This window comes from Kocuria carniphila, from assembly GCF_004136555.1.
GTDB classification, from domain to species: Bacteria; Actinomycetota; Actinomycetes; order Actinomycetales; family Micrococcaceae; genus Kocuria; species Kocuria carniphila.
The window spans coordinates 293379-315472 of the sequence record NZ_NOIT01000001.1; the positions used below are offsets into that span (position 1 = coordinate 293379).

The window sequence follows — 22094 nt, forward strand, 5'->3', positions numbered from 1 at the left end:
CGATCAATGTCAAACCGCCTGGTCAGCCACGAGCCACCATTGGCCGGTGATCTCGTGGCGCACCAATTCCAGAGTGCGAGGTATCACGGCCCCGCGTTGCGCCGCCTGGACACGCCAGTGCTGCCGGTCCACCACGGACTGCCCGCTTTCCCGCGGAACTCGCTCTTCCAGCTGCCACCAGCGGCGACGTTCGTACCAGCGCTGCGGTGGGGCCGTAATGCGGTGAAGTCTGCCCCGGAACACCAACTCGCACGGGGCACCCGACTCATCGCAGTGCACCTCGCAGGGTTGCCCCCACCCCTCATCGATCCGCACCGCATCGTACGTCTCGCTCCACGTGAGCTCCGTGTGTTCTACCGCAGTCAGTACCGTCATGACTCGATCACTCTCCCGGTGTATTCGAAACTTTATTCGAGTACTGTGAGAGTGCCAAGGGTCGCTGACACGCATAAGCGGCCCGCCACGGGATGACCCGGGAAGGCCCCCGGGGCAGCACCGGAAAAACCCAGAAACGGCGACGTCGCCCGGCCGAGGGGACCGAGCGACGTCGTCGTGACTGTGAAGTGCCGACCGCGAGGTCGTGACTGTGAAGGAGCGCGTGGTTATGAGGTGTAGCGGCCCGGCTTGCCCAGCAGCACGCCCACCACCGAGATCACGCAGCACGCCATGAGGAAGAGTGCTGCGGCCCAGGTCTGTCCGCCGGCGGCGGTGATCAGGGTGGCCGCGATGAGCGGGGTGAATCCCGCCACGATGGCACCGTTGGCCTCACGTGCCAGGGCGATGCCGCTGAAGCGTTCGGCGGCGGGGAACAAGCCCGCCAGGTAGGCGCCCTGGGAACCGGAGGTGCAAGCGATCACCGCACCGTAGCCCACGGAAATGGCGACGGTCGCAGCCATCGCGCTGCCCGAGGACAGCGCCGCGAACAGCGGGAACGCACCCGCCGCACCCAGCAGCGAGCCGAAGGCCAACACCTTGTGGGCACCGAACCGGTCCGCAGCCAGACCGCCCAACGGGGTGGCCAGCACACCGCACACGGAACCGATGATCACCGCGGTCAACGCCGATCCCCGGTCCATGCCCACGGCCGGTGAGGTCATGAAGGACAGGGAGAACACGGCCAGGATGTAGTTGAGCGCGTTGTGCCCGGTGATCGCGAAGAACCCCACGACCACTGCGCGCCAGTGCTCGCGCATCAGGGCCACCACGGGCACCCTGCGGCGTTCCCCACGCTCTTTGGCGGCGTGGAGCGCGGCCAGATACTCGGGGCTCTCCTCGAGCTTGACGCGAATGAAGATCGCCAGGGCGAACAGCACCGCCGAGGCCAGGAACGGCAAACGCCACGCCCAGTCCAACAGCATCTGGTCCCCCAGCGACGCCGCCCACAGGAACGCACCGGTGGCCAGCACGATGCCGGCCGGGGGCGCGGCGAGCACGAGCGACGTCATCAGTCCACGACGCCGCGGCGGGGCGAACTCCGCGACCAGGGTCATGGCCCCGGCCAGCTCGGCACCGGCACCCATGCCCTGCAGCAGACGCAGGAGCACCAGGAACACCGGGGCGGCCACGCCGATCGCGGCGTAGGTGGGCAGCAGACCGATGCCCACGGTCGCCACGCCCATCAGGATCACGGTGAGCAACATGGCCGGGCGGCGACCGTAACGGTCCCCCAGGTGACCGACCAGCACACCGCCCAGCGGGCGCGCCACGAAGCCCACCGCGAAGGTCGCGAACGCGGCCAAGGAAGCACCGGAGTCCATTCCGGCGAAGAAAAGTGGGCCGATGATCAACCCGGCGGCCGTGCCGTACAAGGCGTAGTCGTACCACTCGATGAGGGTTCCGGCCACGGCAGCGAAAAGTGCGCGCCCAGCCCCGGGGCGCATGGTGGTGTTGTTCACGGTGAAAGCTATCCCGTCTGAAATCTCCCGATCGCGCTAGCGGGACGCGTAGCGACGGATGAACCGTACCTGATTCAAACGCTGGATCTCGGGATGATCCCCCACGCCGGCGTCGTAGAACTGGTCGCCGGGGCGGCGCACGCCCACGGTGTCCCAGCCAGCTTTCCGTGCCGCATCCAGGGCTTCCACCTGGTCGGAGAAGAACAAGAACTTCTCACGCGGTTTACCCAAGGCCTCGGCCACGTCATGGGTGATGTTGCGGAACGAACTCACCTCGTGTTTGGAACCGGCCGACTCCAGGGAGAAGTGCCCCTTGATCAGGGGAATCAGGTTGCCTTCGGGCGAGTGGCTGAACCACGCGCGCTGGGCGGGCAGCGTGCCGTTGGAGAAGATGAACACCGGAATCGACTGCTCGGACCAGGTCCGCAACGCAGGAATCGCGTCGTCGAAGAACGGCGAGACGAACTCTCCCGCCGCGAAACCTTCCTGCCAGATCAATGCGTGCATCGTGCGCAGTGGAGCGGGCATCTCCCCCTCATCCATCCAGGCTTCCAGGACGCCCGTGAGGTCCTCTGCCGTGGCGGAACTGTCCAGTCCCGCCATCTCGATGATCTGCCGGCGAGCGCGGGCGACCTCGGGTTTGTGGGAGTACTCCTCGAAGTAGCTGGTGAAGCGTTTGCGGGAGTAAGGGTAGAGCTCGTCCCGGACGTACCACGTGGAGGAGAGGGTGCCTTCGATGTCGACCACGATGACCTCGGGTCGGTCGAGCACCAGTGCATTGGCGGCGGCGGGCTCAGGCATGGTCGGCTCCCTGTGTTCTTTCGACAACGGTGTCTGCCCCGGCAACCCGGGGAATAGGCCCATTCTAGGCACCGGGGACGAGCAGAAACAGGAGGCCGTCTCAGGCGTGAACCATCCGGAGAGGCCTCCCCGAGGTGGGTCATAAAACTTCATCATTTGTGGCGCTCAACGTTCGTGTGGTTAGGTTCACGCGACAAGAATCACGAGTTCCGGCGCGAAGCCCTGGCTGGCCGGACGGCAACCCTCAGACGCTGTCGTGGGGTGCCCCAGGTGATGATTCGGCCCGTGATCAGTACCGGTACGGGCAAGGACGGCGTCCGGCTCACCCAACATTCTTCCGTGGCGCCCCGTCATGAGGAGTGTCATGGCCCCCGCCACCGCCCCGGTGCCCACGGTCACCGATTCATCATCCCGGCAGCCCCAACCCGCCACGGATCACGCGCTCTCGAGCGTGGGATCGGCGGTGCGCGACAAGAAGCGCGTGCTCGCGGCGTCCTTCGTGGGTACGACCATCGAGTGGTACGACTTCTACCTCTACGGCGCCGCCGCTGCCCTGGTGTTCAGCCACTACTTCTTCCCACAGGGTTCGGGCGTGGGCTCAATCATTGCCTCGTTCGCGACCTTCGCCATTGCGTTCTTCTTCCGTCCCCTGGGCGGCATCATTGCCGGTCACCTGGGTGACCGGATCGGACGCAAGGCCCTGCTGGTCGCATCCCTGCTGATCATGGGCGTGGCCACCACGGTGATCGGCCTGCTGCCGGGCTTCTCACAGATCGGCTGGTTTGCCGTGGCCCTACTGGTCGCCTGCCGCATTGCGCAGGGCCTGTCCGCCGGCATGGAATGGGGCGGTTCGGCCGTGCTCTCGGTGGAACACGCACCCAAGGGCCTGCGTGGTTTGTTCGGCTCCTTCACCCAGGTGGGTTCGGCGGCGGGCATGCTGCTGGCCACCGCCTTCTTCGCCATCATGCAGGGCGTCACCACCGCCGAGCAGTTCCAGGCGTGGGGCTGGCGCGTACCCTTCCTGTTCTCCGCAGTGCTCGTGATCATCGGCCTGATCATCCGCGCCGGCATCGAGGACGCCGAGGAGTTCCAAGAGGTCAAGCGCGAAAAGGCCGCCGCGACGTCGCCCGTGCGTGAGGTGCTCACCCAGCACACCCGCGGCGTGATCGTCTGCATCGGTCAACGCATGATCCAGCCGGCCATCTTCTCCATCCTCACCGTCTACACGCTCACCTACGTGACGCAGCAGCGCGGCGCGAGTCAGTGGGTCATGATCTCCATCCTGATCGCCGCCGCCGTGGGCCTGGTGGGCGGCCCGTTCTGGGGCTGGCTCTCCGACCGCGTGGGACGCCGCCGCATCTCCATCATTGCCGCGACCGCCATCGGCGTGTTCGTGTGGCCCTACTTCTACTACCTGGACCACGGGCCGCTGGCCTTGCTGCCGCTGATGTACCTGATCGGCATGGCCGTGCTGCATGACAGCATCTACGGCCCTCAGGCCGCTCTGTTCGCCGAGCAGTTCCCCACCCACCTGCGCTACTCCGGGGTGTCCCTGGGTTACCAGGTGGGCACCATTCTCTCCGGCGGTCTGACCCCCATGATCGCCGCGTGGCTCGTGGCCACCGGCGGCTCCCCCTGGCTGCTGTGCGGTTACTTGAGCCTGCTGGCCGTGATCTCCGTGGTCACCGGCCGCATGGCCAAGGACACCGTGACCGACGCACCCGAGATCGCTCAGTACTGACTCGGCACCACCCGCACACGCGCCAGTACCAACCCGAAAGGATCCCTTTTGCCCCGCCCCTTGCTGCTCAATGCCTTCGAAATGCCCGTGCCCGTCCACCAGTCCCCCGGACTGTGGCGCCACCCCGAGGACCAGTCGCGCAACTACGCGCAACTGTCCCACTGGGAGCGGGAGGCCCAGATCATCGAGAACGCGGGCTTCCACGGCCTGTTCCTGGCCGACGTTCTGGGGCTTTACGACGTGTACGGCGGCTCCGCGGACGCCGCCCTGCGCGGCGGCGTTCAGGTCCCCCAGTTGGATCCACTGATCCTGGCACCGTTGCTGGCCAAAGCCACCAGCACCCTCAACATCGGTGTCACGGCGTCCGTCACCTACGCGGCTCCCTATGACCTGGCCCGCCGCTTCTCCACCCTGGACGCCCTCACCGACGGGCGGATCGCGTGGAACGTAGTGACCTCCTACCAGGAGTCGGCGGCACGCAATCTGGGCCTGGGTCAGCAGCTGCCCCACGACCAGCGTTACGACCGCGCCGATGAATACATGGACGTGGTCTACTCGCTGTGGGAGGGCTCTTACGCGGACGATGCCTATGCCGCGGACGCCGCGAGCGGCGTCGTCGTGGATCCCGAGAAGGTCAAGGGCGCGGGGCATTCCGGCGAGTACTTCGACGTCCAGGCACCCGCTCTGGTCGCACCCACCCCGCAGCGCACGCCGTTCCTGTTCCAGGCCGGTGCCTCCCCGCGCGGGCTGAAGTTCGCGGCCAAACACGCGGAGGCCGTGTTCTTCTCCGGACCCACCCCCGAGCAGGTCGCCAAGTGGACCACCGGCCTGCGCGAGGCCGCCGCCGAGTACGGCCGCGATCCCCGCTCGATCAGGGTCTTCACCAACGCCGCGGTGGTCGTGGCCAAGACCTCCGAGGCCGCCCGCGAGCGCCTCGAGTCCTACAAGCAGTACGTGGACGTCGACGCCGCGCTCGCCCTGTTCGCCGGCTGGACCGGAGTGGACCTGTCCAGCGCGGACCCGGATGCCCCGCTCGAGCATGTGGAGACGGACGCCAACCGGTCGGCCCTGGCCTCGTTCACCAAGATGGATTCCGAGGGCGCGTGGACCCCGCGCCGAGTCGCCGAGTTCGTGGCCATCGGCGGCCGCGGCCCCGTGATCGTGGGCTCCCCCGAGGAAGTCGCCGACGAACTCCAGCGCTGGGTCGACGTCGCGGACCTGGACGGCTTCAACATCAACGCGTGCGTGCGCCCGGCCGACTTCGAGAGATTCGGCCAGTTCGTCACGCCCGTTCTGCGCGAACGTGGCGTACTGACCGCCGACGACGCCGCTTCCGCCACCTCCCGCACGGCCCGCGAGGTCTTCGGTGGGGCCGGACCCCGTTTGCGTGAGGATCACGCGGGGGCGAAGTTCCGGTTCGAGAGCTAAGACCGCCGCGTTATCAGTAGAAGATCCCCCGGGCACGTGACGTGTCCGGGGGATCTTTTTGTTTTGTATCAGCTCGCGCAATCAACGTTGCGCGGGCAGCACGTACTTCCCCGTTTTGTCGGTGGCCAGCGCCAGGGACGAGATGTACTGCTTGGATCCGTCCGGAGCCAGTTCATTGGAGAGCAGCATGTCCGGGCGCTCGAACTCCATCCCGGTCACATGACAGGTAAGTGTCACGTCCGAGGGGTTGCCGTCCGCATCAACCATGGGCAGGTCGATTCCGTCATCCTCGCGTCGCAGGTAGTACCGCCCCTGAGTCAGCACAGCCATGACGGGTGTGGCGATCATGGCGATCAGGACCGCGAAGATCGGCGAATACGGTGCCACCGCCGGACCGAAAGCGCCGAAGAACATAGCGATGGAAATACCCGCCGAGAGCGCCAACGACGTCACGCCCACAGGGTTCCAGTTGTAGAGCATTCCTCGACGGAACTCGGGGTACTTGGGTGAAAGTTTGAGGATGTACTTGTTGACCACGATGTCCGTGGCCACCGTGACGATCCAGGCCATGGCGCAGTTGGCGTAGAAGCCCAGGATGGTGTTGAGGAAGTCGAACATGTTCAGTTCCATCAGTGCCAGGGCAATGGCCAAGTTGACCACCACGAAGACCATGCGACCGGGGTAGGTGCGGGTCACCCGGGTGAACGAGTTGGTCCACGCCAGTGATCCTGAGTACGCGTTGGTCACGTTGATCTTCACCTGAGAGATAACCACCAGGATCACCGCCAGGGTCATGGCCAGCCACGCGGGCATCATCTCCCGGTAGACACCCAAGAACTGGTGGACCGGTTCATTGGCGGTGGCAGAGGCTGCCGGGTCCAATGTCGCAATCAAATACACCGTGATGAACAGACCGGTGATCTGCTTAATCGCGCCGAAGATCACCCAACCGGGACCGGCCAGAATCACGGCGCGCCACCAGGCCACACGGTTCTCATCGGTCTTGGGCGGCATGAACCTCAAATAGTCGATCTGTTCGGCGATCTGAGCGATCAGTGACAGGCACACGCCGGCGGCCAACATGACTGACGCGAAGCTCACTCCGGCACCCGCGCCTGATTCACCCTGATATGCGAAGAAACTACCCACGGAATCGGGATTGGCCAGGACCAGATATCCCACGGGGATCACCATGAGCACGAGCCACAGCGGGGTGGTCCAGACCTGCAGCGTGGCCAAGGTTTTCATCCCGTAGATGACCAGGGGGATGATCAGAAGGGTCGACAGCGCATAACCGATGGGTTTGGGGATACCCAGCCCAAGTTCCAGGCCCTGAGCCATGATGGACCCTTCCAGGGCGAAGAAAATGAACGTGAAGGTCGCAAAGATCACGTTGGTGATCACCGACCCGTGGTACCCGAATCCCGAACCGCGGGTAATCAGGTCCAGGTCAATGTTGTACCGAGCCGCGTAGTACGCCAGGGGCAACCCGGTGACAAAGATGATGAACGCGGCAACGGTAATACCCAGCAATGCATTGGTGGTTCCGTGCGCGATTCCGACATTGGCGCCAATGGAGAAGTCCGCCAAATAGGCGATCCCACCGAGTGCGCTCGTGGCGACCACCCCCGCGCCCCATTTCCGGTAGGAACGTGGTGCAAACCGAAGCGTGTAGTCCTCCAGACTCTCGCGAGTGGCCGCTCGCGCGTCCGCGTTGGTGCCTGGTGAGACGGTCGTTGTCGATCCTTCGTGGTCCGGACGTGTCCGAGTATCTAACGACATGTATTCGATCTTTCTTCTGGGCAGCTCCGAGAGCTGAAAGACGCGTGATGATCCGGTGGAAGGCTCTGTGTATGACCAGCTACGAATCCATGGGAGGCCGGTTCGTGTTGTGCATCCAACCGGCGACCCCAGAAGAACTATGGCCCCGAATTATTTCGGGAATGTTTTCGATCGACGACACTTCTGTGTCGGGGAAAGCCATTCGTGTAACGATTGAAAGAAGGGTCGCCGCCGATTCATCGGCAGCGACCCTTCGACAGTCACCTCACACTCGCGAGAGCATCACACGGCTTGAGCTCACCCCTCAAACAACTGCTGCCCCACGTACGCCCCGGGCTCGTTGGGTATCCCGGGCGGCACGGCGAACAGCCCGGAACCGGTGTGGCGCAGGTACTCGCTCAGGGCGTCTTGACGGGCCAGTTTGTTCTGGATCGGGACGTAGCCGGTGCGGGGGTCGTTGACCATCGCGATGAAGAACAGCCCCGCATCCATATTCCCCAACCGGTCCGTGCCGTCCGCGTAGTTGTAGCCGCGGCGCAGCATCTGCACACCGTTGTTGGTTTCCGGGTGGGCCAAGCGCACGTGGGAATCCTTGGGGATGATCGGTTGATTTCCCGCACCCTGCATGCCGAAGTCCGGCGCGGTGAACTCCTCGCCGCCGGACAGCGGTGCGCCCGTGCCCTTGGTGCGGCCGATGATGTTCTCCTGGCCCATCAGTGATTCGCGGTCCCAGGTTTCCATGATCATGCGGATGCGCCGGGCCACTAGGTAGGTGCCGCCGTCCATCCAGGTGCCGTCGCGGACCCATAGGTGATCGTTGAGCAGCTCCGGGTCCTCGGCCTTCAGGTTGGCCGTGCCGTCCTTGAATCCGAACAGATTGCGCGGGGTGTTCTGACTCTTGGAGGTGGACGAGGTCCGTCCGAAACCCAGTTGCATCCACCGCGTGGACACGATCCCGAAGCCCATGCGCACCAGATTATGCACGGCGTGGACGGCCACCTGCGGATCGTCGGCGCACGCCTGAATGCACAGGTCTCCCCCGGTTCGCGCGGGGTCCAGAGTGTCTCCCGGGAAGTGTGGGAGCTCGATGAGCGCCTCGGGCATCCGCTCGCGCAAGCCGAAACGGTCCTTGCCGTCCTTGTCCTCGAACAGGGAGCGCCCGAACCCGATGGTGACGGTCAGGTGTCCCGCGGACAGGTCGTGGGCCTCGCCCGTGTCCTGCGGCGGCGCGTACTGGGAGCCGCCGTCGAAACCGGTATCGGTGACGTCCAAACCCTGGGTGATGCGCGCGCACGCCGCAGTCCACCGGGTCAGCAGCTCCACGAGTTCGGCCCGGTCCTCCGTCAGCACGGTGAGCGCGGCAAAGCACAACCGGTCCTGAGCGGGGGTCACGATCCCGGCCTGGTGCTCGCCGAAATAGTCGACGACGTCGCTGTGCGCCTCCCCGTTCACGGCATCCTGGATCGCGGCGGCCGCGGGTCGACCGAACCAGCCGAGGCCCGCACCCACGGCCACGGCGCCGGCTCCGGTGCCGAACAGTGCTCGGCGGCTGACGCCTTTCTTCGCGCCCTTCTGGTCGGGCCGGCCGGACGGGTCGGTGTGGTTCCCCGTACCAGGTTCGGTTGCGGGGTCGCGCTCTTCTGGGCGGTGGTTCATGGGTTATTCGACGACCTTTTCCGTCACCATGGACAGCGGTTCGGACAGCGCGTTCACGGCGTCCGAGAGTTCCTTGACCTGCTCCTGACTCAGTTCGTCGTAGTAGACGAACCCGTCGCCCTTCTTGTGCTGATCCAGCAACTTCTGCAGATCGGTGAAACGAGTCTCCAGTGTGCTGTTCAGCTCGGCATCACGCTTTTCGAGCAGCGGGGACAGGTTTTCGTACGCGATGCGTGCACCGTCCACGTTGGACTGGAAGTCCCACAGGTCCGTGTGGGACCAGATTTCCTCTTCACCGGTGACCTTGCCCGTGGCCACCTCGTCGAGTAGTTCCTTGGCACCGTTGGAGAGCTGGTCCGCGGTGAAGGTCATGTCGCGGGTGCGGTCGTAGAGTACTCGGGTGTCGGCCACCAGCTGATCTGCGTACTTCTGGCCATCGGCCGGGCTCATGGCCTCGTAGCCGTCCTGGGGCGGCCACAGGTCCTTCTCGATCCGGTGCCAGCCGGCCCATTCCTGACCTTCTTCCAGGTCCGCTTCGCGCAGATCGAGCTTGGGGTCCAAGTCGCCGAAGGATTCGGCCACCGGTTCCACGCGCTCCCGGTGCATGCGCACGGGTGCGTACATCTCCCGCGCCTTCTGATCGTCCCCGGACGTGTACGCCTTGGCAAACTCCTCGGTGCCCGTCATCAGCTGCTCGGTCTGATCCTTGACATAGGCCGCGTACTGCGTGGTGGCCTGATCTTTGAGCTGCGAATCCTCGGCGTTGACCTCGGCACCGCCCTCGCCTTCGGTCACGGTGAATTCGTTGCGGATACCGTCACCGACCATGCCCGGCTTGCACGCCGTGAAGTACTTGCCCTGAGGAGCGGACACGGTCAGCGTGCGATTGAGCCCGGGTGCGATGTTCTCCACCTCGCCCACGATGCGCAGACCGTCGTCACCGAGCAGGTAGAACTCGGTGACCTTGGAGCCGTCGTTGGTCACGTCGAAACGCAGGGTTCCCGCGGGTGCTTCTCCCACGCCGACGTCGCACTGGTCGTCGGTGCTCGACACGGCAATCGCGCCGTTCTCGCCACCCTGATCGTTGGGTTGGCACGCGGCCAGCGTGAACAACAGACCCACGGCGGTCACGGCGGCGGGAAGGCGGGTGGAGACAGAGCGCATGGATGGTCCTTAGAAATTCGGTGCCCCGGTGTCGGGTGCATCAGGCAAGTACAAGAAATGAGGTTTCAGGCGGAGGCCGAGAAACTCGCGACCGGAGCGGAAGAGGCCGCCGGCGGCGTCGTCGGCTTTCTCTTGGCCGAGCGGGAGCGGGCGATGAACAGCGGCATGACCGTGAGCACGTAGGCCCACCACACGCCGAACTCGAGCCATGTGGTGGCCGGTGAGAAGTTGAAGACGCCCTTGAGGAGCACGCCGTACCAGCTGGTGGGCGGGATCTGTTCGGACACGTCGAAGGCTAGGGAGTTCAGGCCGGGTAGCACGCCCGCTTCTTGCAGGTCATGGAACCCGTAGGCCAGAACACCTGCCGCGATGATGACCAGGAATCCACCGGTCCAGCGGAAGAACGTGGAGAGGTTGAGCTTGAGCAGGCCGCGCGTGATGAGCCAGGCCAGGGCGATGGCCACCAGGATGCCACCGAGTGCCGCGAGCGTCGGGGCGAAGATCCCGCCGCCGGCGTTTGCCCGCGTGGCGGCCCACAGGAACAGGGCGGTTTCCAGGCCCTCGCGGCCCACGGCGAAGGCGCCCAGCAGGATCAGCCCCACTGCGGAGCCTTTCAGGGCGACGTCTGCCCGGGATTCGAGCTCTCGTTTCAGGCCTCGGGAGGCGCTGGCCATCCAGAAGATCATCCAGGTCACGAATCCCACGGCCAGGATGGACAGGGTTCCGCCAATGATTTCCTGGGCTTCGAACGTGAGGGTGGAGGGTCCGAACGTCAGGAGTGCGCCGAAGGCCAGTGAAATGGCGATGGCCACGGCAATGCCGATCCACAATCGACGAACGGCGTAGCGCTGGCCGGTGCGCTTGAGGTATCCGATGAGGATCGCGACGATCAGCGCGGCTTCGAGGCCTTCGCGCAGACCGATCAGAAATGTCTGGAACATCCGACTGTCTTCCACTTATGAGGTTAGGTGAGCCTAACCTGAACAAGGTGAAATTAGCACAGTGCCTGTCGGTAAAGAAGATGTGCGAGCGAGATTCTTTCAGGGCCACTCAGTGCGTCGTTATGTGACGCGAACAACGCGCTTCAGCGAGCGTCCGGCAACCCGATCGATGCCCGGAATGCTGATAGTCACATGGTCAATCCGCCGCTCACGGACAGTGCCTGTCCGGTGATGTAGGCCGAGCCTTCGCTGAGCAGGAAGGCCACGGTCGCGGCAATCTCCTCGGGCTGGCCGAGCCGGCGGGCCGGAATGCCCTTGGCCATGCCGGAAAACACCTTGCCGGTCATCCCCTCGGATTCTGCGGCCTGGCGATACATCTCGGTGTCGGTGGGCCCCGGGCACACGGCATTCACGGTCAGCGGCACGGCCGCGTTCTCGCGAGCCACGGATTTGACCATACCCAGCACTCCGGAGCGCGCCGCCGACGATGCCGCGTCACCCATGGAGCCCGCTTTGGCACTGTCCGAGGCGACGACCACGATGCCCGCGCGCCGACCCTTGTTCCCGGCGTTGCGAAGGAACGGTAAGGAGTGGCGGACCAGGGACATCACGCCGATGAGCTCGGTTTCAATGATCTCCCGGGCCCAGCCGGCCTGGGTTTCGTGCAGGGGCGCAAGTTCGTGACGGTGACCCGCCGTGACCACCAGGGCGTCCAGCCCGCCGAGGATTTCCGCGGCGCGGCTGACGCCCCACTCCACGGCGCCGTCGTCGGTGATGTCCACGGTGAGGTGACCCAACACAATGCCGAGTTCGTCCTTGGGGTCATCGAAAGGCCCATCCATGCGGACGTTCCTGCCCGCGACGACCACACGCGCGTCCTCGGTGACCAGATGCTCCACCGTGGCGGTACCGATGCCACCGGCCCCGACCACCAGAATCTTCTGACCCACGTGCTGACCCAAGCTCATGTGCGTGCTCCGTTCAGTGTTGTAATACGGTGCTGCCGACTTTAACCCCGATCCTAGTTAGACCGATTATGCAGAACCATGAGCAAGCCCACTATGCTTGAATCTGGGCACCAGTCGAACCATGGCCACCATGATCAGCAGTTCCACCAGGGTCTGAGTGACCACGACCAACGGCGCAAGATCCATGGCGGCGGGAAGCGCAATAGCCAAGGGCAGGATCACCAGGGAATTGCGCGTGACACCGGAGAAAACGAGCGCGCGTCTCGCGGCGACGTCGTACCCGCCGCGTCGCCCCACCCACTGGCCCAGACCGAACATGATGAGCGCGAACGCGACGAACAACGGGATCACCACCAGCAGGGCTGCTAGCTGCGCGCCGACCCCGGCAATTTGGGAAGCGACCACCACGGCGAGAGTGAGCATCATGAGCGGCACCATCGCGGCCATGGAACCGGCCTCCAGAATGCGCACGACGCGAGTGCGTGCTGCCAGTTCAGTCAGAATTGCGGCTGCGAGCGGCAGCACGATCAGCAGAACGAAGGCCTCAACGAACGGTTCGATCTCCACGACCGAGACCACATCCGTACCAGCCATCAACCACAAGTAGACCGGCAGGAGCAGCATCTGCACGAGCATGAGAACGGGCGAGGCTGCAAGGAGACGGTCGTGGGCGCCACCGGCCAGGCCCGTGAAGACCATGACGTAGTCCACGCACGGGCACAGCAGCACCAGGAGAACTCCGGCGAGCAAGGCCTGATCATGGGCGACAAAACGCGACAGCCCGAACACCACCACCGGCGCCAGCACGAAGTTGAGCAGGAGGGTAGACCGAAGGAATGTCCAGTCCCGCAATACGGCACCCAGCCGGGTGAACGGGATACCCAGGAAGGTCGCATACAGCAGCAGCGCGAGGACGGGGTTGATCAGGGTCTCCGCCGGAGCGGCGATTCCAGGCACTGTGAGGCCAACGATCACCGCAACACCGATGGACGCCACATACAGCGCAACTTGATGCCGCTCGAACCACTGAATCACTCGATCCAGGCTAGTTCACTCGTTCAGACGCCGCCGACTTGGATCAGCCCCGGATATGCAAGAAGCTCCCCGCCCGTTCGGACGAGGAGCTCCCAGCGAGAAGTCTTGCGGAATTACTGATCCTTGATCAGTGACAGCTCGAATTCCAGGCTGATCTTGTCGCTGACCAGGACTCCACCGGAGTCCAAGGGGGTGTTCCAGGAGACGCCCCAGTCCTTGCGGTCGATGCGTCGGCCGCCTTCGAGGCCGGCGCGCAGCCCGCCCGTGGGGTCGGTGTCGATACCCAAGAGCTCCATGGGGATGGTGATGGGCCGCGTGATGCCGCGGATGGTCAGGTCACCGGAAATGATGAACTGCGACTCGTCCACCTCATCCAAACCGGTGGACTTGAAGACGATCTCGGGGTGATTTTCCGCATCGAAGAAGTCGGGGCTGCGCAGGTGTTGGTCACGCTGGTTGTTGCGAGTGTCAACGCTCTGGACCTTGAGCCGGACCTCCACCGTGGAGTTGTCCCAGTCGCCGGTGTCCAGGTGAGCGTGACCTTCAACCTCGTTGAAAGCACCGCGCACACGAGTCACCATCGCGTGGCGGGTGGAGAACCCGAAACGCGAGTGCGACGGATCGATGGACCAGTCGCCGTTCAATGTCGAATCAATTGCCAAAAAGGACACCCCCATGTCAGGACCAGCTGAGCCGTTGTAACCAATGCCTCAGCGGCCGTTCAACCCTCAACCCATGTAGTTATGCGCCATGTCATTGAGACTGTTTAGATCTTCAACCCAAAGTATTCAAAAACAATCATTCCGGACTGGACCCTGGTCACGCTACCCCATAGTTGGTGGCCCTTGAGGGAGGGTTAGCGTGTGCCTTCCGAGAATCTGCAACTTACTTGGGGGTAAGAAGCGGCTATATTTCCCTACGTCAGGGCGACACCGGGGCAGTCTTGATCTTCGTGCGTCTTCACACGGACCTGTCGCCGCTCCCCCTGAAGATAGGGTGGAATCCATGGGCTGGCAGTACTGGACAGAATCAGCAGGCACGGGCACGTGGCGGGAGGTGCCCGAACCCCACGCTGACATCAATGCGCATGAGCTGCGGGTCCGTACCGTGGCCACTGCCGTTTCTCGCGGGACGGAGACCCTGGTCCACACCGGAAACGTCCCGGAATCCATTGCGCACCTGATGCGGGCACCGCAGCAACTGGGTGACTTCCCCTTCCCCGTGTCTTATGGCTACCTGGGCGTGGGTGTTGTCGATGAAGGACCGGCTGACTGGCTCGGGGCACGGGTGTTAGGCCTGCTGCCGCACCACACCCATCACGTGGTCACCACGGAGGACGTCCAACGCATTCCCGATGACGTGCCCGACCACCGCGCGCTACTCGCCGGGGCCGCCGAAACCGGACTCAACATTCTCTGGCAGGAGCCCCCGCGCATTGCGGACCGGGTTGCCATCATCGGTGCCGGAATGATCGGCACCTCCACGGCGCTGCTCGCTTCGGGAATGGCGCTGGATCGGCTCGAGATCCTGGAAACCAACCCGGACCGCCGCCAGCTACTGACCTCCCTGGGACTCACGGCGGTGGATCCCAGTGAGGCATCCCCGGACGACGACATCGTCATCCACACCTCCGGCACCGAGCCCGGTCTGGCCCGTGCCCTGGAGATCGCCGGTGACGACGGCACGGTGGTCGAGGCCTCGTGGTTCGGTTCCCGCGCGCCCTCGGTCCCCCTGGGTGCAGATTTCCACGCTCGTCGGCTGTCCATCGTGGCCAGTCAGGTGGGTCAGGTAGCCGAGGGACGCCGCGCCCGCCGCACCAGAGCCGAGCGACTACAGACCGCGCTACGCACCCTGCGCGATGAGCGCTTCGACGCGCTATTGACCGGCCAATCCCCACACCAAGAACTTCCCGAGGTCATGGACGAGATCACCGGAGACACCGACCTGGCCCGCACCACCCTCTGCCACATCCTGACCTACTGACGCCCCGCAGACACCCACGCACTGACCAGCCCCATCCACCCGAGCAGGAGAACCATGTACAGCCTCACCGTCAATGACCACGTGATGATCGCCCACAGCCTGCCCGACGAGTTCTTCGGCCCGGCTCAGGGAATGCACGGCGCCACCCTCACGGTGGAGGCCACGTTCACCCGCGCCGAGCTAGACGAACACGCGGTGGTCCTGGACATCGGCCAGGCCATGGAGATGCTCGACGACGCACTGTCCCCGCTGCGCTACGCCAACCTGGACGAGCACCCCGATTTCGCGGGCAAGCTCTCCACCACCGAGGCCACTGCGCACTACATCGGGCAACGGCTCGCGGACTCCCTGAGCGATCAGCCGGACGTCGGAATCACCGTGACCCTCACCGAGAATCCCCGCGCCAAGGTCGCCTACACAGTCCCCGGACGCCCGTGACCATACTGATCGAGCCGGATCTCGGACGCGTCAGCGGGGGGCTGCGCTACAACCGGTTCGTGGCCGACGCCGTGGGCGGTGCCATCACGCGCCAGTCCCTTCCCGGGGCGTGGCCGGATCCGTCCGCCCAGGATGACGCCGCTCTGCGTCACCTCGCTGCGCAGTTCGATGAGCCGGTCATCGTGGACGGTCTGATCGGTTGCTCCCTGAGTGATCCGCTCGACCTGACCGTGCCGGTCATTCAGCTCGTGCACGCGCCCCTGGCCTTGGCCAACCCGGCTGCGCAGGAACGCGAGCGGGCGAATCTGATGGCCGCGAGCGGCGTCGTCACCACCAGCCGGCATGCCGCTGATCAGGTGCGTAGCTTGTACGGTCTGGACGCGACCGTGGCCGCGCCGGGCGTGAAGAAGCGACAGCCTGCAGCGGGCACCGAGACCGGCGCCCACCTGGTGTGCGTGGGTGCCATTGAAGAGAACAAGAATCAGCTGTTCCTCGTGCGCGTGCTGGCCGCGCTCGCGGAGACGGGTGTGGACGGGTGGCACTGCACGTTTGCCGGTCCCCCGACCGATCCGGAGTACGGCGCCAGGTTGCACCGCGCGTGTCGCACATTGCCGCTGCAGAGCGTGACGTTGGCCGGCGAACTCGACCCGCAGGACGTTGACGATCTTTTGGCCGCGTCGGATCTCCTGCTGTTGCCCTCCCATCGCGAGACCTATGGGATGGTCGTCACGGAAGCCGCCTCTGCCGCAATCCCTGCCTTGGTCAGCGCCAGCACGGGAGCCGAAGAGGCGCTCGGAGCTGGCCAGGCCCTGCCGTTGGTGGAAGAGCAGTGGGTGTCGGCACTCACGCGTTGGCTGACAGATACTGAGTATCGGGTCCGCCTTCGCGACGACGCCGCAAGGCTCCGGCCCGGCCTGCGCAGCTGGGAGGACACCGCGAGCGCGCTCCTGGACGCTGTGTCTTCGTGCGGCGCTTTCCCTCACCCCACAACATCGAGCGAGAGGAACCCGGAATGATCGGCGCCGCCCAGGATTGGCTCGAGGCTCGCGTTCCTTTCGACGACGCCGCTCGACGACAGTCCCTGCCCCTTTTGGACCATGCCGCGCAGGCTCTGCTGGATGCTGACCCCACGGGGCAGGCGCCTCTGACCGTTGTGGATCTGGGCGCCGGCACCGGTAAATCAGCGGCGTGGTTCCGGCACCATCTGACCCCGCGGTTGCCCGATCGGCACATCCGATGGCTGCTCGTGGACGCCCACGAGCCGTCGCTGGAGATCGCGAGCCAACACGTGGCGGACGCGGACACCATGGTCACGCATCTGTCGGACCTTCCCACGGCCCTGGGCGACTACCTCCCCGTCCATCCTGCCCCGGGCACGCTGCTGTTGACCTGCAGTGCGGTGTTGGACGTACTCACCCAGGACGATGTAGAAGCCATTCTCAAGACCCTGACCACATACCAGGGGTTGGGGCTGTTCCTGCTGAGCATCACTGCGGACTGGAACCTGGAACCGGCGGATCCCAGGGACAACGGACTCGCCCAAGCATTTGCCGAGCACCAGCGACAGGACGGCAAACTCGGCGCGGAAGGGGGCCAGACGATGCTGCGGGCCGCTCGAGATCACGGAGTCCGAGCCACGCACGGCAACAGCCCGTGGCACCTGATCTCACCCCGTGATGCGGAGTTCACACGGAGGTTCCTGACCGAGCGGGTAGCCGCTGCCATCGAGGCCGCTCCCGAACTGGAAGAGGACGCTCTTGACTGGCTCAAGAGCCGCAATCAGCAGGCCGCCGACCACCTGACCGTCACCGTGGACCATTGCGACGTACTGGTGGACGCCCGCCACGACAGCTGACTCCGTGAAGAAACTCTGGCTCCGACGGATCGCCATGCTAGCGGTCACCCTCGTCCTGCTCTGGTTGACGGCCCGCGCGGTCGGGATTCAGGCACTGGTGGCAGGGGGCCAGGTGTTGACTCCGCTGACCGTATTCGCTGCACTGCTGGCGGGTCTGATCGTGGCGCTGACACAGGCGATTCGCTGGAAGATACTGGCCGCCGAGCAGCGGATTAACCTCAGCTTCCGCCGGGCATGGGGCGACTGCTATGCCTCCGCTTTCGGCAACATGATTCTGCCGGGAGGTCTGGGCGGGGACGCCGCACGAGTGGCCGTCTACCGCCACCGGGGGCGGCAGCACTGGTGGTCTCCGCTGCTGGCCGTCGGTGCTGAACGGCTCAGCGCCACCGCATGTCTGTTCATCGCTACCGCACTCGTGCTGGGAGTGAGTGCGGAACGGGGTGAAGCGCAGTGGCCGGTGGTGATCGTCGCGGCGGTAGCCGCCGTGGTGTTCCTGGCGGCGGCAATCGTTTGCTTGCGCGGACTGCCCGCACCTCGCCAGGTCATTGTGTGGGGCACCTCCGCGCTGAGCGTACTCACTCTCATTGCCCTGTTCCTCCTGGCGATGGCCCAGTTGAGCGGGCCCCTTCATGCGCCGGTCGCGACCGTGGGGTTGGCGTCCATGAGCCTGCCGGTGGGAGTGGGAGGCTGGGGCGTTCGAGAATTCTCGGTCGGTGCGCTGGCTCCGGCCATGGGCGTTCCCGCAGAGCAGGCCGTCACCGCGGCCACCGGCTATGGGTTACTCGCGGTAGTGTCCACCCTCCCCGGCGCCGCGGTTCTGACCTGGGGCGCCCGGCGCCGTGCGGTACAACAGGGCTCGACGAAGGCCGAGGCAGAACGAGACCAGAACGCGCAGACCCCGGTAGACGAGGAGCGACAGGCCTAATCCGGTTACCGGGCATCGAATTCCTGGCCCGTGTTCTGCACCGTTGCGTGCCCGACAGCCTGCGCGGCGGATTGCCCGGCAATCTGAGCGGCGTCGTGATCCCTGGCCGCTTGGCTGAGCACGAACTCGGTACAGACATCCTCCTCGAACGTGTACCGGCGGAACGGCGCACGCAGCGCCTCACCCATGACCTTCGACCCTTCGAAGCGCACTCCGGGGACCCCGTCCCCGATCAACACGGGTGCCACGGTGAGGAACAGCCGATCCAGCAGACCCGCGGAGAGGAACGCGGAGACCGACTTGCCGCCGCCCTCGACCAGGATGGAACCACTAATGTGCTCCCGAACCACGCGCAGAACCGCAGCCGGCTCTATGGAGGTGCCCGCGGCGCCGTCGGCCCCGGCCGAACTACCGGCCGCGCTCGCGGGAAGGCGCACGATCTCAACATGCTCACCACATCCGGAGGGGACCTCGGTGTCCTGGCCGACCAACCACAGCGTGCGCGCATCTGCGGACTGCAGGACCCGGCTCGCCACGGGAATCCGTGCGCGCGGATCCAGCAGAACACGCACCGGGTTCTCCCCCTGCACCGCCCTGACCGTGAGCTGCGGGTCGTCTCGGGTGACCGTGGTGGCCCCCACCAGCACCGCGTCCACCGCTGCGCGTAAATGATGTAGGTGGGTGCGGTCGGCCTCGCCGGAGACGAACTCCGCGTCCCCGCCGCGAGCTGCAATAAAACCGTCAGCGCTCTGGGCCAACTGCGCCACGACCTCCGAATTGGAGGCCAGCGTTCGATACACGGGGAAGGTGTCTTCCTCCACGGACACCCGGCCGGCCAGCGGATCGTGACGCATACGCTGGCGCTTGGTCTGCAAGTAATGAGAGTTCTCGGGTCGGTCCACGACCGGGAGTACCACCCGATCCGCCACCGTGATCCCCAGGCTGGTCAACGCCTCCGCCTTGGCCGGGTTGGAGGACAACAGCCGAACGGTCGAACACCCCAGATCTCGGAGCATTTCCGCGGCCGCGGTGTAATCCCGAGCGTCATCCGGGAGCCCCAGTGCACGGTTGGCGTCCACGGTGTCCATCCCCTGGTCCTGCAGTGCGTAGGCGCGCAGCTTGGCGGCGAGTCCGATCCCGCGGCCCTCATGACCGCGCAGGTACAACAGGATGCCGGTGCCCTCTGCGGCGATGGCTTGCAACGCGGCCTCCAACTGATCACCGCAGTCGCAACGGTGAGAACCAAGGGTGTCCCCGGTGAGGCATTCGCTGTGCATGCGCACGATCGGAGCCTCCGCCTGAGCCGGTTCGCCCATCAGCATGGCCACGTGCGTGACGTCACCAAATGTGTAGGCGCACGTGGTGAAGACGCCGTGATCGGTCGGCAACACGGTCCGGGACTCGAGGAGAAGTGCGTGATCCTGTTCTGGCTGATGCATGCGTTTCAGTCTATGGTCAGCACGCTGCTGGACCGGCCACGGGATATGTCCCGGGCGCGGTTGTGTCGTAGTTCGACTCAGTCACCGGAGCCGGCGCCTCGGCGTTCCAGCCACAGAATATCCCGACCGAAGGAATACAGTACCGACACCACTGCGGCGGCCACGCACAGCCCCCCGAACGGCGGAAAAGCCACCGCAATCGGCGTGCCCGCAGCGAGCAGGAGGATGCCCTGGGTTGCGGCGATCACTCTGCGGCTCAATGAGCTTGGGAGATGCTGCCGCCACGCAGGACGGAAGGCTGCCACCAGGTGGAACGCGTAATACATCAGTCCTGGGATCAGGCACCACAGCCCCCACAGGGGAACGACACCAATGGACAGAATGAGGATGAACAGCGCGTCCACAGTCTCGTCATACAGTGCACCGGCCCGCGTTCCACCAGTCGTGCGGGCAATTTTTCCGTCCAGACCGTCCATGGCCAACGCTGCTCCGCCCAGCACCACGGCGGTCCAGGTGAATCCCCGGCCGTCATCGGCCAGGAACAACGCCGTCACGATCACGATGAATCCGAGCCGCAGCGTGGTCAGGTCGTCCGCGCGGGTCCATGAATCGCGACGCAACAGGCTCCGCGCAGCTCCGATCACGGTCACGAGGACACAGATCAGACCATCCATGAAGCGGGGAGACAGCAGCCAGGCGATGACCAGCGCCGAGGTGAGGATCGGTAGCGACAGGAGTAGGCGTCGATCAAGACCATTCATCCGCTGTGCACCGACCTCGCGGCATCCCTGAGCCATCGCTTCTGAGCGCGAGTCTCCACGGCACGCGGGTGATAGTGCGCGCGGGCCCATGCCAGAGCGTCGTCGGCGGCCACCCCCGGTCGACGACGCCGCGCTCCAGTCCCGCGCACAACTCGCCCGTCCGGCAGCTTCACTACACCCGTTTCGGTTTCCCACGCGCCCATGCATCAAGCGTAGGTGCCCCTCAACGGACGAGTCCCGCACCGCAGATCGCGGGGCGGGACTCCACAGGAACAGTCCGCTCAGAAGCTGAACGTGGCAGTGCAATCATCTCCGATCCATTCCCACAGTTGGACGGTTCCGGCGACTTCTGCGTTGTCGACGAGTGAATCCGGATCAACGCCCTTGGCTTTCACGCAGATCCCGCACGCGATGTAGTGTCCGCCGGCGTGGGCGAAACGATCCATGAGGTCGGGCAGTGGTGGGCACCCTTCGCAGGCAGTGCCCTTGGTGAAACCGGTGACGGCCAAGCGGACCGATTCTTTGGTCAGGAACATAAGTGTGTCTCGGCCGGATTCTGCGGCACCGACGGCGACCAGGAAAGCCACCGTCACCTTCTCCGCGTCCTCGAGGCCGGTGGTGAGTGTGATGGCTGCCTTGGTCATGATGCCCTCCAGAGGGCTGCCGGGACCCGAGATGAATCCCTATTTACAAGTATGACCCCTTGTGATAACGAGTCAATGGCGACGGTGCGAGCGATTGCCCAGATGTGCCGCACGGATGTAACTGACACCGGCCACCATGTGCAGCACCGCTCCGAGATCGGCCAGCGCATGCGGAAACCGCCCCAACCTGCCCCGTCGCCGGGGACCAGCGGCGGCCGACACCATGGCAACGAACAAAATTGCGCTCCGGACCTTTCCCAGGTAGGAGACCTTGAGGCGCCCACGGTAGGCGGCTTTGGACGTCAGCACGCCGGTGGCGAGGTCCATGATCAACACCGTGATGGGAACGCACCGAGGCAACTCCCCCACCTTCGCGAGGCTCCATGCAATGGCCGAGATCCCCGCACGGTCCGCAAGGGGATCCAGTGCCTTGCCGATCGTGGATTCCCAGTGCATACGCCGAGCCAAGGTGCCGTCGATCCAGTCTGTAGCGGCCCAGACCCCAACGCCCACCGCGGTTCCCGGCCCGGTCCGCCCACCACGGATGCGACGCACCAGCGGAACGGTCGCTACGAGTCGAGCGGCCGTGAACAGATTGGGCAGCTGGTGGATGATGCTCATCGACGTGTACCGATCCT

General features: G+C 65.0%; 21 protein-coding genes and 1 riboswitch. Of the genes, 7 read left to right on the plus strand and 14 right to left on the minus strand.

The annotated features are described in order from the left end of the window. Positions 1-9 precede the first annotated feature (9 nt). The 3 genes from EWV37_RS01225 to mtnC all read right to left on the minus strand — a co-directional run bounded on the left by EWV37_RS01225 (position 10) and on the right by mtnC (position 2696). A complete protein-coding gene (locus tag EWV37_RS01225; RefSeq protein WP_129699470.1) occupies positions 10-375 on the minus strand; it encodes a DUF6504 family protein in 366 nt (121 codons plus the stop codon). A gap of 227 nt (positions 376-602) precedes the next feature. Continuing rightward, entirely contained in the window at positions 603-1895 is a 1293-nt protein-coding gene (locus EWV37_RS01230) for an MFS transporter (protein ID WP_238662983.1), read from the minus strand. A 36-nt stretch (positions 1896-1931) separates the two neighbouring features. Then, a complete protein-coding gene (gene mtnC, locus EWV37_RS01235) occupies positions 1932-2696 on the minus strand; it encodes an acireductone synthase (RefSeq protein WP_129699471.1) in 765 nt (254 codons plus the stop codon). 198 nt (positions 2697-2894) lie between these two features. Then, positions 2895-3013, plus strand: a riboswitch (SAM riboswitch). A gap of 47 nt (positions 3014-3060) precedes the next feature. Here mtnC and EWV37_RS01240 point away from each other — a divergent pair. Further along, the gene (locus EWV37_RS01240) at positions 3061-4437 is read left to right on the plus strand and encodes an MFS transporter (RefSeq protein ID WP_129699472.1); all 1377 of its coding nucleotides are present in this window, start codon (positions 3061-3063) and stop codon (positions 4435-4437) included. A 48-nt stretch (positions 4438-4485) separates the two neighbouring features. Continuing rightward, a complete protein-coding gene (locus EWV37_RS01245) occupies positions 4486-5865 on the plus strand; it encodes an NtaA/DmoA family FMN-dependent monooxygenase (protein ID WP_202976166.1) in 1380 nt (459 codons plus the stop codon). A gap of 81 nt (positions 5866-5946) precedes the next feature. Here EWV37_RS01245 and EWV37_RS01250 read toward each other — a convergent pair whose 3' ends face one another. From EWV37_RS01250 to EWV37_RS01280, 7 genes are all read right to left on the minus strand, one after another. After that, entirely contained in the window at positions 5947-7647 is a 1701-nt protein-coding gene (locus tag EWV37_RS01250; RefSeq protein ID WP_238662984.1) for a purine-cytosine permease family protein, read from the minus strand. A 297-nt stretch (positions 7648-7944) separates the two neighbouring features. Further along, complete coding sequence (gene efeB, locus EWV37_RS01255) at positions 7945-9303, minus strand: iron uptake transporter deferrochelatase/peroxidase subunit (RefSeq protein ID WP_129699473.1); 1359 nt, start codon at positions 9301-9303, stop codon at positions 7945-7947. Positions 9304-9306: 3 nt separating this feature from the next. Beyond that, positions 9307-10467, minus strand: coding sequence for an iron uptake system protein EfeO (efeO, locus tag EWV37_RS01260; protein WP_129699474.1), 1161 nt, complete (start codon positions 10465-10467; stop codon positions 9307-9309). A 65-nt stretch (positions 10468-10532) separates the two neighbouring features. Next, the gene (efeU, locus tag EWV37_RS01265; protein ID WP_095798175.1) at positions 10533-11408 is read right to left on the minus strand and encodes an iron uptake transporter permease EfeU; all 876 of its coding nucleotides are present in this window, start codon (positions 11406-11408) and stop codon (positions 10533-10535) included. Between the two features lie 188 nt (positions 11409-11596). Beyond that, on the minus strand, positions 11597-12376 hold the full coding sequence (locus EWV37_RS01270) for an SDR family NAD(P)-dependent oxidoreductase (RefSeq protein WP_129699475.1): 780 nt from the start codon (positions 12374-12376) through the stop codon (positions 11597-11599). A gap of 66 nt (positions 12377-12442) precedes the next feature. After that, on the minus strand, positions 12443-13420 hold the full coding sequence (locus EWV37_RS01275) for an arsenic resistance protein (RefSeq protein ID WP_165189165.1): 978 nt from the start codon (positions 13418-13420) through the stop codon (positions 12443-12445). A gap of 104 nt (positions 13421-13524) precedes the next feature. Then, positions 13525-14073: a YceI family protein gene (locus tag EWV37_RS01280; protein ID WP_238662985.1), complete on the minus strand. Its 549-nt coding sequence runs from the start codon at positions 14071-14073 to the stop codon at positions 13525-13527. Positions 14074-14416: 343 nt separating this feature from the next. Here EWV37_RS01280 and EWV37_RS01285 point away from each other — a divergent pair, with 343 nt between their 5' ends. Genes EWV37_RS01285 through EWV37_RS01305 form a run of 5 tightly spaced genes read left to right on the plus strand, consistent with a single transcriptional unit; the run spans position 14417 to position 18612 of the window. Next, positions 14417-15394: a zinc-dependent alcohol dehydrogenase gene (locus EWV37_RS01285; RefSeq protein ID WP_129699476.1), complete on the plus strand. Its 978-nt coding sequence runs from the start codon at positions 14417-14419 to the stop codon at positions 15392-15394. Between the two features lie 54 nt (positions 15395-15448). Beyond that, positions 15449-15832, plus strand: coding sequence for a 6-pyruvoyl trahydropterin synthase family protein (locus EWV37_RS01290; RefSeq protein WP_129699477.1), 384 nt, complete (start codon positions 15449-15451; stop codon positions 15830-15832). Beyond that, complete coding sequence (locus tag EWV37_RS01295) at positions 15829-16848, plus strand: glycosyltransferase family 4 protein (RefSeq protein ID WP_129699478.1); 1020 nt, start codon at positions 15829-15831, stop codon at positions 16846-16848. Before EWV37_RS01290 ends, EWV37_RS01295 begins: the two co-directional genes overlap by 4 nt. Continuing rightward, positions 16845-17687, plus strand: a complete 843-nt coding sequence (locus EWV37_RS01300) for a class I SAM-dependent methyltransferase (RefSeq protein WP_129699479.1) — start codon at positions 16845-16847, stop codon at positions 17685-17687. Before EWV37_RS01295 ends, EWV37_RS01300 begins: the two co-directional genes overlap by 4 nt. Before the next feature lie 34 nt (positions 17688-17721). Further along, entirely contained in the window at positions 17722-18612 is an 891-nt protein-coding gene (locus tag EWV37_RS01305) for a lysylphosphatidylglycerol synthase transmembrane domain-containing protein (protein WP_129699480.1), read from the plus strand. A gap of 5 nt (positions 18613-18617) precedes the next feature. On the opposite strand, the gene ribA is transcribed toward EWV37_RS01305, so the two are convergent. From ribA to EWV37_RS01330, 4 genes are all read right to left on the minus strand, one after another. Then, complete coding sequence (ribA, locus tag EWV37_RS01310; RefSeq protein WP_238662986.1) at positions 18618-20051, minus strand: GTP cyclohydrolase II; 1434 nt, start codon at positions 20049-20051, stop codon at positions 18618-18620. Positions 20052-20128: 77 nt separating this feature from the next. Further along, entirely contained in the window at positions 20129-20848 is a 720-nt protein-coding gene (locus EWV37_RS01315; protein WP_165189139.1) for a CDP-alcohol phosphatidyltransferase family protein, read from the minus strand. Positions 20849-21093: 245 nt separating this feature from the next. Then, positions 21094-21456: a DsrE family protein gene (locus EWV37_RS01325; RefSeq protein ID WP_193554284.1), complete on the minus strand. Its 363-nt coding sequence runs from the start codon at positions 21454-21456 to the stop codon at positions 21094-21096. Positions 21457-21528: 72 nt separating this feature from the next. After that, positions 21529-22077: a CDP-alcohol phosphatidyltransferase family protein gene (locus EWV37_RS01330; protein ID WP_129699484.1), complete on the minus strand. Its 549-nt coding sequence runs from the start codon at positions 22075-22077 to the stop codon at positions 21529-21531. Between the last annotated feature and the right edge of the window lie 17 nt (positions 22078-22094).